Here is a 9,921-nt window from a genome sequence, read left to right on the forward strand (position 1 = left end):
TCACCTGACCCATCAGTCAAAACCCAATTCTGTAAATTCCGTTAATTCTGTCTAAAAAATCAGTCTCTGTGCCCTCTGTGTCTCTGTGGTTTATTCCACATTCACTCAGTCCCTCACTCCGCTTTCGCCAGCGCCTGCTTCATCCGCTCGATGATGACTTCCGCAGGCTCCAGACCCACGGAGACGCGGATCAGGGAGCGGTCCACACCGCAGGCTTCCGCCCAGTCGAGCTCATCATAGTGAGCCAGCAGGGTGTAGGGGCACACGAGGGTGTAATTGGTGCCGAGGCTGGGGCCTTTGCAGAACTCCATGGCATCGTACACGGCGGGGGCCTTCGAGGGATCCTTGAGGACAAAGGAGAGGAGGCAGCCGTGGCCGCCATCTTCACGCTGGAGATGATCGTAGATCCCGCTTTCATCGACCAGGCTGTGGTAAACCTTGGCGACTGCAGGGTGCTCAGAAAGGTATTCGAAGAGGGCCACGCCATTGCGGCTTACGGTCTTCACCCGGTCCACGTAGTCACGGGAGTTCTCCTCCAGTACCACGGCATCGCCGCGCCAGAGTTCGTGATCGGCGTGCTTTTGCAGAAACTCGGCAAACTCGTCGTGGAAAGGGGAGTCGCTGTTGAGGATGACGGATCCCGCCAGAACGTCGCCCACGCCGGAGAAGGCCTTGGTGAGACTGGTGGTGACCACGTCGGCGATGAGGAAGGCGTCCACATTGACGTTGGTGGCGACGGTGTCATCCACCACGATGGGCACGTCCTTCTCCTCGAGGAACAGCATCTCACTCACGCGGCGCAGGTCCACGGTCTTGAGCTGCGGGTTGCTGGGGACCTCGGCAAAGATGCCCGCCAGAGGTTCGGCCTTGATGATGTCGCGAAGCTTTTCGTAGTCCGCCTCCTCCGTGAAAGGCAGGAAGTGCGCCCCGGTGCCGAACTTTTCCTGAAGCTTCAGCACATCCACATAGGGAAAGTCGAGCTGCACCGTGCGACGCTCCGGCAGCAGGGTGGTGAGCATGCGATGCACAGCATAGTTTGCAGCCATGCCGGAGGGGAAGAGGAACACGTCCTCCGGACGTTGCCCCGTGATCTCCGCCAGGCGCTCCTTGATGGCTTGATTGGCTCGAGCTCCTGCTTCAGCGGTGTACTGCTGGCAACCGGTGCCGGTGGCAAACTCCGCCTGACGGATGCTCACGACCTCTCCGGCGAAGCGCCAGAAGTGGCGGGCCACATCGTAGGCGGCTCCGGGGAAAAAGGTCACGCCGAGGTCTTCTGGCCCGTACTCCATTGTCCGTGCGGCATCCACCCGATGGCGGCGCAGGTAGCTGGCGCAGCGCTCTGCGTGCACGAGGCGCGGGAAGACCAGAACCCGCTCGCCCGGGCGGGCTTGTTCCTTCTCGACCTGCTCAAACAGCGCTGCGATGGCGGGCGGCACAAAGAAGCGGGGATACCCGCTACGGAACTGACCCACCACGGCCGGATCCTTCTCCTCATACCCGATCACATGCGACCAGAGCGGCAGGCAAACCGAGATGCCATACGGCGTGGGCGGAATGGGCGAGCCGAGGTCTTCGGGTTTGCAGAGGGGATCGGTCAGGAGGTTGCGCACGTTGAAAAATGCTGAATTAGGAATGCTGAATTAGGAATGCCGGGACTGTGGGCTGCTTAACCCAGCGCCTGCTCGACATCCGACCAGAGGTCCTCGATGTGCTCGATGCCCACGGAGAAGCGAACGACGCCGTCGGTGATGCCCACGGACTCGCGGACCTCGCGGGGAATGCTGGCGTGGGTCATGCTGGCGGGGTGGCAGATGAGGCTCTCGATGCCGCCGAGGCTTTCCGCTTTGGTGAAATAACGGGAGCGCTGCATGAAGGCCATGGTCTCCTCCAGGTTCAGCCCCAGATCGGCGGTGATGATGCCGCTGCCCCCGCGCATTTGCTTCTTGGCCAGCTCATACTGCGGGTGAGAGGGGAGGAAGGGGTAGCGCACCCAGCGGATGCCGCTGCGCTGCTCCAGCCGCTCCGCGAAAGTGAGTGCGTTGGAGTTGTGCCGCTCCATGCGGATGGCTTCGGTCTTGAGGCCACGGGAGGTGAGCCAGGCGTCGAACGGGGACGGCTGCAGGCCTAGGGCCTTCTGGGCAAAGATCATCTTGTCCTGCCACTCATCGCTATTGGTGCAGACGGCACCGCCGAGGGCGTCAGAGTGGCCGTTGGAGTACTTGGTGGTGCTGAGCAGGGAGAGCGTGGCCCCCAGGGCGATGGGCTGCTGCACGTAGCTGGAGGCAAAGGTGTTGTCCACCAGCACCGGGGCGTTCACGCCCTTGGCCACCTCGCTGATGGCGGCGATGTCCAGCACCTTGAGCATGGGGTTGGTGGGGGACTCGATCCACACCAGCGCCGGCTTGAGCTCGGTGATCTTGCTGTAGTTGGCCGGATCGCTCAGGTCGAAGTAGCAGGGCTTCACGCCAAACTTCTCGAACACCCGGGCGAAGAGACGGTAGGTGCAGCCATAGACGTTCTCCTCCAGCACCACGACGTCGCCCGACTTCAGCGTGGAGACGACGGCGGTGATGGCGGACACGCCGCTCGCGAAGACGCAGGCGTGGCGGCAGCCTTCCAACGCGGCGAGGGTCTGCTGCAGGTTCCGGAAGTTCGGGTTGCCGGAGCGGGTGTAGTCAAAGCCGCCCTCATTGCCGTACTCAAATGTGCTGGTGAGGTACACCGGCGGGATGACCGCACCCGTTTGATCCCGCCAGTCGTGGCCAACATGGATGGCGGCGGTTTCAAACTGTTGAGAGGGTGAACCGGAGGGAGAGGATGGCGAGGACTGGGACACGGGAGGCGGACACTGGCACAGGGGGATACGAAGTGCAACCAGTGGACAGATGTCCGCCAAACGGGGGCTGGTGGGCTATTTCCCCTTCAGATGTTTGTCAAAAAACGCCAGCACCAGCGGGCGAAGGTCCTTCTGCTTGGGCTGGAGGTGGAAGGTGTGCGGCGCCCCCTCGATGATCTCGATCTGGTGTTCCACGCCGACCTTCTCCAGCGCCCGGGCGAAGAGGCGGGACTGCTCCACATCCACCGTGGTATCGGCCGTGCCGTGCAGGATGAGGAAGGGCGGGTCGTTCTTGTCCAGGTACGTGGTCACGGAGAACTGCTTGTACAGCTCCGGTGCCTGAGCGCGGGACTTGCGCAGGGCGGCGACGTCTTTCCAGGACAGGAATTCAATGGGCCCGTACAGATCCACGGCGCACTTGATGTCGCAAGGGAACTCACCGTACGGCCCCTTGGGATCGAGCCCGTCTTTGGCCTGGGTGACTGCCAGCATGGAGGTGAGGTGGCCTCCGGCGGATCCTCCGATGGCCCCGATGCGCTTGGGATCAATGTGGAGGCGCTCTGCGTTCTTGTGGAGCCAGCGCACGGCCGTTTTGCAGTCGTGCAGGTTCTGCGGCCAGCAGATCTGATCCGGCGGGCTCTTGGGATCGTGGAGTTTGTAGTCGATGCTCAGGGCCACGTAGCCGTGGGTGGCCAGGGTGTTGCCGATGTTCTCCTCACGGGCGGCGTTTTTCACTCCGCCGGTCCAGCCGCCGCCGTGGATGATAACCACTGCGGGGTAGAGCGTGCCGGATGGGGGAGGGGTGGCAGGCTGGTAGAGATCCGCCTTCTCCTTCCGGTCGGGTTCAAGGTAGGTGATGTCTTTATCCAGCGTCACGCCGGGGGCGGCCTTCTGGGCATGAAGAGGGCCCGCCAGAGCGGCAGTGAGGAGGATCGACGCAAGAACAGAGGTTGAGGAGAGTTTCATGTATCTGATGATGAAAGAGAACGGGAACTTGGAGCCAACCAACACACGGGTGTGGGGATCAGAGAAAACTGACCTGTCACGCCGGTCCTTTCACCGGGTGATGATGGGGGCCGGGCTGGCGGTGGGGCTGGGGACGAGTTCCGCTCGCGCTGCCACTGGGGCGGGGCGCATCAAGATTGGCCAGATCGGTACCAAGCATGCTCACGCCGGAGGCCAGTTGGCGGCGGTGCGGTCCTGTGCTGACTTTGAAGTGGTGGGGGTGGTGGAGCCGGATGAGGCGCAGCGGCTCAAGGTCAAAGACTACCCGGACTATGCCGGGCTCCCGTGGCTGACGGAGGAGCAACTCTTCAACACCCCCGGCCTGCAAGCGGTGGCGGTGGAGACGGATGTAGCCGGGCTGCTGGATGCAGCCGAGAAGGTGGTGAAGGCCGGGCTGCACCTGCATCTGGACAAGCCTGCGGGCGAATCCCTCACGCAGTTCCAGCGCATTCTGGAGACGGCCACCCAGCACAAGAAGCTCGTGAAGATGGGCTATATGTTCCGGTACAATCCCGCCTTTCAACTCATGATCCAGGCGGTGTGCGAAGGCTGGCTCGGGCGGGTCTTCGCCATCCATGCCGAGATGAGCAAGCTCCTCAGCGATGGCGAGCGTCAGGGGCTGGTACAGTACAAGGGGGGCTCCATGTTTGAACTGGGCTGTCACCTCATCGATTCCGTGGTGCGAGTCCTGGGCAAGCCGGAGGCGGTGATGCCGCATGTGCGCAAGACGCGCTCAGACAACTGGCCGGACAACATGCTGGCCGTGCTGGAGTACAAGGAAGCCACCGTGAGCCTGCGCAGCAGCATGGTGGAGGTGGATGGCGGCTTCCGCCGTCAGTTTGTGGTCTGCGGCGAGTACGGCACGGTGGAGATCCGCCCTCTGGAGCCCGCTGGCATGATCCTCACTCTCGACCGCCCACGTGGTCCCTACAAAAAAGGCCGCCAGGAAGTGAAGTTTGAAAAAGCCCCGCGCTATCTGGCGGACTGGGTGGACTTCGCCAAAGCCATCCGCGGCGAGGTGAAATGGGAGTTCACTGCGGAGCACGATATGATCGTGCAAGAGACGGTGTTGAGGGCGGCGGGGTTGGTTGGGTAATTTCAATTAACCACAGAGGCACAGAGAACACAGAGGAATGAAACTGAGGTTTAGACAGAGTTAACAGAATTTACGGAATTAGATTTAGCTTCGGACTAACGTGTTAGAGCACCCTGGTCCGAAGCTTGAACCTCAATTTTGTTAATTCCGTTAATTCTGTCTAAAAAGTCATTCCTCTGTGTTCTCTGTGCCTCTGTGGTTAAACTCATTCTCATTTTGCCTTCGGCGCTTGCAGTAACAACTTCTCCAGCGCTGCCTCCACGGCGCGATCGCTCAGCACGCCGTCTTTGTTTTTCTTCTTGAGGAGATAGGCCTGGCGGCTGTCGGGTTGGGTTTCCCAGGTGAAGGTCATGTCGGGCTTCAGGGCCATGTGGCCCTGGTCTTGGATGTCCCAGAACTCGCCTGGACCACGCACGGCGTAGAGCACGCTGGCCAGATCTGCCACGTGGCGGTTCCTCAGCTTGCCGCTGAAGTAGAGCTCGTAGGCCACCCGCACGGGGTGATCTGCCGGCACGTTGCGAAGGCATTCCCCCACGGCCACGCCGCTCGGTACGGAGCAGACTTCCCGGCCGGCAAACACCAGATCGCCGGGCCAGTTCTGGATCGCGTACAAGGTGGCGGGGGCGTCATAGGTGAAGTTGACGTTGCCGAGTTTCAGGTCGTCCCGCGCTGGCGTGCCGATGAAATTACCTCCCATGCACACCCACGTGCGGACTTTCTGCTTCACGAGGTCGAGGCCGCTGGGCTTTCCGTCTTGGGCAGGGGCCTTGAGGAGGTTGGCGACATTGGTCAGGTAGCCGACGGTCACCAGCACCACGGACTGGTCAGGCTGCGCCTCCAGGATTTGGCGATACACGTGGAGCGCATCGGGTGCGGCATCGCTGGATTTCACGTCATGGGGGAAGCGTTCGGCCACGCCCTTGGTGTACACGGACTTGCGGAGCACACCCTTTCCTTTGACGGTGCCAAGCGGCACGTCTGGGCGACCATAGTAGGTGTTGATGGCATCGATGGTCGGCACGGCCCAGGGATCCAGAGTGCTGCACAGCATGGCCAGGATCTCGCATTCCCCATTGTCCGCCAGGGCATGCAGCACGCCCAGAGCACCGGCGTCATCGCAGTCGGTGTGCATGTCCGTGTCGAAGATGATCTTCACTGGGCCAGCGGATTTGGCTGCATCGACCTTGGCAGGGACGGTGGGCGCGGCGGGTGCTGAGGGCTTGGCTGGAGCTTTCTTCAGCATCTGTTGCACGCGCTCGTTTTCCTTTTGCAAGGCAGCGGCTGGAATGGGCAGGGGCTGGAAATCGATCCGAGTGAGCTTTTCATCTTTGGGCACGGTGCGGAGGCGCAGATGGCGGAACCACACGTCGGCTCCGTGGTCCTGCAGCTTGATCCGGCCACCGCGGGCATTGAGGTTGGCTCCGCGAATCCGCAACAACTCCACCTGCGGCGCCCACTTGGGGTCGGTGTAGTCGAAGTCCAGGACGAGGTCGCCATTCAGCCAGTGCTGGATCACGTTGCCCTGGCAGAGGACGCGGCCCTCATTCCACTCGCCCAAGGGACGTGTGGCGTCCTTGTTCGGGGCCATGCAGAAGAAGAGGGAGGCGGCGCTCTGCCGGGGATTCTCCCCGTAGGGACTGTTTGCGTTGTCCAGCACCTGATACTCGTACTGGCCTGGGCGGTAGTACACGCCGCTGTTGCACCCTTTGGAGACCTTCCACTCAAAGCGGAGCTCGAAGTCGTTTGGCACCGTGCTGGCGGTATAGGCCAAGTCGCCGCCCTTGGCCTTGCGGTAGAAGGTGCCATCCTCCTCGATCACCCAGTTGCCTTTTTGCTCCCAGCCCTGGAAGGTCTGGCCATCAGAGAGGGGCTTGAACCCCAGCTTTTGTTCTTGATCGGAGAGCGTGGGGCCCGCGTGGAGCAGGGAGGTGCAGAGCAGCGCCAGCAGGGGACCGAGGCAGCGGGTGAGGGGTGTGGAATTCATGGTGCGATGCAGATAAAACGCAAAAAAGTTGGACGACTACGGACGGGAAGCGTATTCTCCATCATCAGACGGAGCCCATGAAGTGCTCCAGATACCCTCCGGCCAATGATCCGGAATTGTGCGATAGTTAGTTATGGAAAGTGATATTCTCGAATTGCTCGGAAGGTCCGAGTATGTGCCCGCTAATGTACCCGGCCTGCTGGCCGCCCTCGATTGGGCTCCCAATCGTCAACAGGAGTTGCAGGCCTTCTTGCAGGAACTGGAAACGCAGGGCCGCGTGGTCCGCACCAAGGGCAACCGCTACATCCTCGCGGATGAGGCCGATCTGGTGGCGGGAGTCATCCAGATCACCCGCAGTGGCAAGGGCTTCCTGCTGCCCTCGGCAGCAGGGGTGCATGAAATCGTGATCCCGGAGAGTGCCACCGGTACCGCCATGCATGGCGACCGGGTGCTGGTGCGTCGGGAGGTGAAGCCGCAAGGCTACAGCAAGGTCCGGCCTGAGGAAACGACAGGTACAGTGATCCGAATTTTGGAACGCAAGCGGTCCACCATCGTGGGCACGCTGCAGAAGGGGAAACAATTCCTCTACGTGGTGCCGGATGACCCGCGCCTGCCGCGCGACATCTTTGTGCCGCCGCCCAAGGATGTGGGGCGTCGTCCCAATGTGGGCGACAAGGTGGTGGTGGAGATGGTGCAGTGGGAATCCCGCCACACCAACCCCGAAGGCGAGATCGTGGAAGTACTGGGCCCGCCGGATGAGGAGGGCGTGGACATGCTCTCCGTGCTGCGGCACTACGACCTGCCTCTGCGCTTCCCCAAAGAGGTGCTAGACGAGGCCAACACCATAGCCAAGTCCCGGCCGGACAACCAACCCTCTCCTGACGAAGTCGCGGATCGGGTGGACTGCCGTGAACACCTGGTGGTGACGATTGACCCGGATGACGCCAAGGACTTCGACGATGCCATCTGCCTCAAGCGCGAGGGCAAGGACCGCTGGCGCTTGTGGGTGCACATCGCGGATGTGTCCCACTACGTGAAGCCCGGCGGGGAACTGGACAAGGAAGCTCGCAAGCGGGGCAACTCCACGTACCTGGTGGATCGCGTGATCCCGATGCTGCCTGAGGCTCTGAGCAATGAACTGTGCTCATTGAAGCCGGGTCTGGACCGCCTGACCAAGTGTGTTGAATTCCTGCTCAATCCCGAGGGGCGCGTGCTGGAGACGAAGTTCTATCCTGCCGTCATTCACTCCAAGCGACGCTTCACCTACCGGGAAGCGCTGGCGGTGATCGAGAACGGCGCCAAGAAGGACGATGCCATTGAGCGCATGATCCTGGATGCTCACGAGATGGCTCAGGCCATCCGTCGCGCCCGCTTCAAGGCTGGCTCGCTGGACATGGATTTTCCGGAGTCAAAGATCCGCCTGGATGAAGAGGGCAAGGTGGCCCGCATCGAGAAGATCGATAACGACGTCTCCCACCAGCTCATCGAGGAGTACATGCTCCTTGCCAATGAAGCGGTGGCCTCACGCCTCATGCACCTGAACCGTCCTGCGGTGTACCGTGTGCACGAGCCGCCCAAGGAGAAAAAGCTCAAGGACTACCGCGAGGATGTGCTGGCTCACAAGGTGGAGTGCGGCAATCTGACCAAGCGCTCCGAGGTGCAAAAGCTCCTGGAACTGCTGGGCACCCTGCCGATTGGCGCGGCGCTCAAGATAGGGTTCCTGCGCTCCATGATGAGAGCGCGTTATGCCATGGAACCGCTGGGTCACTATGGCCTGAACAAGGCCAAGTACACCCATTTCACCTCGCCCATCCGCCGCTATGCGGACCTGGTGGTGCACCGGGTGCTGTTTGAGAATCAGGCTATCCAGGCTTCGCGGATCCAGGAAATTGCGGATCACATCACCGCCACGGAGCGAAACTCTTCGGACGCGGAGCGCGACAGCAAGGATGTGAAACTCTACGCCTATCTGAAGGCGCAGATCAAGTCTGGCAAACTCGTGACTTACCCAGGTCTGGTGACTGATGTAAGGAACTTTGGGTTCTTTGTGGATGTAAGTGACCTGGGCCTGAGCGGCATGGTGCACCTGTCCTCCGTGCCGGATGACTTCTTCACCTTTGATCCCGTGCTGGCTCGCCTTGTGGGTCGTCACAGTGGCAGGATCATCCGTCTGGGTGACAAACTGCCTGTGCAGGTCTATCGGGTGGATGACTTCAAGAAACAGGTGGACTTCCGCATCGCGTCCGAGCGGCCGGAACCTGTTCAGAATCGCGAAGGCGAGCGTGAACGTGACCGAGGTGGCTGGCGCCCAAGTCGCGGCGAGCCATTTCGTTCAGGTCCGAAGGTCGGCCGCAAGGATGACTTCCGTGACCGCGATCGCGGCAAGGGCAAAGGCAAAGAGAGCTGGTCCAAGGACAAGGCCAAGGGTGGGGCGAAGGAGTTCGTTCCGGCCGGACGTGCAGAACGAACGACTGAGCAACCCGCCAAGCCGTTCTGGCAGGGGCGATTCGACTCTAAACCTGGTTCCCAAGACAAGTCTGTAACCAAGCCGGGTACGAAGTCTGACAAGAAACGTCGCCGGGAGAAGGATCGCGATTGGGAGGTCATCAAGCCTCAAGGCAAGAACACCTCGAAAGAGCTGGGACCGAGGAAAAACGTGGCGGAACCCCATGCCCGGCCAGAGCTGGCTCCCATGGCCCAACCACCGGGCAAGCCCAAGTTCATCAAGAAGGACAAGGCCAAGCCTGCTCCTCAAGTGCAGCCCATGCCCCAGGAGAGGTCCAAGGACAAACCAAAGCGCGCTCCCCGCAAGGCTCCGCATGCTAGTTCAGGTGCTCCAGGCGCGGATGCCAGCGACAAGTCGGCGAAGAAGTCGAAGCCAGACAAAGTGGTGATCGTCAAGCGCAAGCGGTAGCGCAGATTGTGGGAGTTCTCACACAAAGGCACTAAGGCACAAAGGATTGTAGAAGAGCCGTCCCGGCTCTTGGTTGGCGGTTGCGC

At 61.3% G+C, this 9,921-nt stretch carries 6 protein-coding genes; 2 read left to right on the plus strand and 4 right to left on the minus strand.

Features of this window, described 5'->3' with window-relative positions:
- Positions 1-113 precede the first annotated feature (113 nt).
- The 3 genes from BV106_RS17955 to BV106_RS17965 all read right to left on the minus strand — a co-directional run bounded on the left by BV106_RS17955 (position 114) and on the right by BV106_RS17965 (position 3,802).
- Positions 114-1,610, minus strand: a complete 1,497-nt coding sequence (locus tag BV106_RS17955) for a PLP-dependent transferase (RefSeq protein WP_081891878.1) — start codon at positions 1,608-1,610, stop codon at positions 114-116.
- Between the two features lie 56 nt (positions 1,611-1,666).
- On the minus strand, positions 1,667-2,836 hold the full coding sequence (locus BV106_RS17960) for a PLP-dependent aspartate aminotransferase family protein (protein ID WP_038166972.1): 1,170 nt from the start codon (positions 2,834-2,836) through the stop codon (positions 1,667-1,669).
- Between the two features lie 75 nt (positions 2,837-2,911).
- Positions 2,912-3,802 carry an alpha/beta hydrolase gene (locus BV106_RS17965; protein WP_063767954.1) on the minus strand — a complete coding sequence of 297 codons (891 nt, stop codon included), beginning with the start codon at positions 3,800-3,802 and terminating at the stop codon, positions 2,912-2,914.
- A 7-nt stretch (positions 3,803-3,809) separates the two neighbouring features.
- On the opposite strand from BV106_RS17965, the gene BV106_RS17970 reads away from it, so the two are divergent.
- Complete coding sequence (locus BV106_RS17970) at positions 3,810-4,937, plus strand: Gfo/Idh/MocA family oxidoreductase (protein ID WP_265595811.1); 1,128 nt, start codon at positions 3,810-3,812, stop codon at positions 4,935-4,937.
- A 211-nt stretch (positions 4,938-5,148) separates the two neighbouring features.
- On the opposite strand, the gene BV106_RS35830 is transcribed toward BV106_RS17970, so the two are convergent.
- Complete coding sequence (locus BV106_RS35830; RefSeq protein ID WP_051946013.1) at positions 5,149-6,921, minus strand: family 16 glycoside hydrolase; 1,773 nt, start codon at positions 6,919-6,921, stop codon at positions 5,149-5,151.
- A gap of 133 nt (positions 6,922-7,054) precedes the next feature.
- On the opposite strand from BV106_RS35830, the gene rnr reads away from it, so the two are divergent.
- Entirely contained in the window at positions 7,055-9,835 is a 2,781-nt protein-coding gene (rnr, locus tag BV106_RS17980; RefSeq protein WP_038166974.1) for a ribonuclease R, read from the plus strand.
- Positions 9,836-9,921 lie beyond the last annotated feature (86 nt).

The sequence above is a fragment of the Verrucomicrobium sp. BvORR106 genome (genome assembly GCF_000739655.1).
GTDB lineage: Bacteria > Verrucomicrobiota > Verrucomicrobiia > Verrucomicrobiales > Verrucomicrobiaceae > Verrucomicrobium.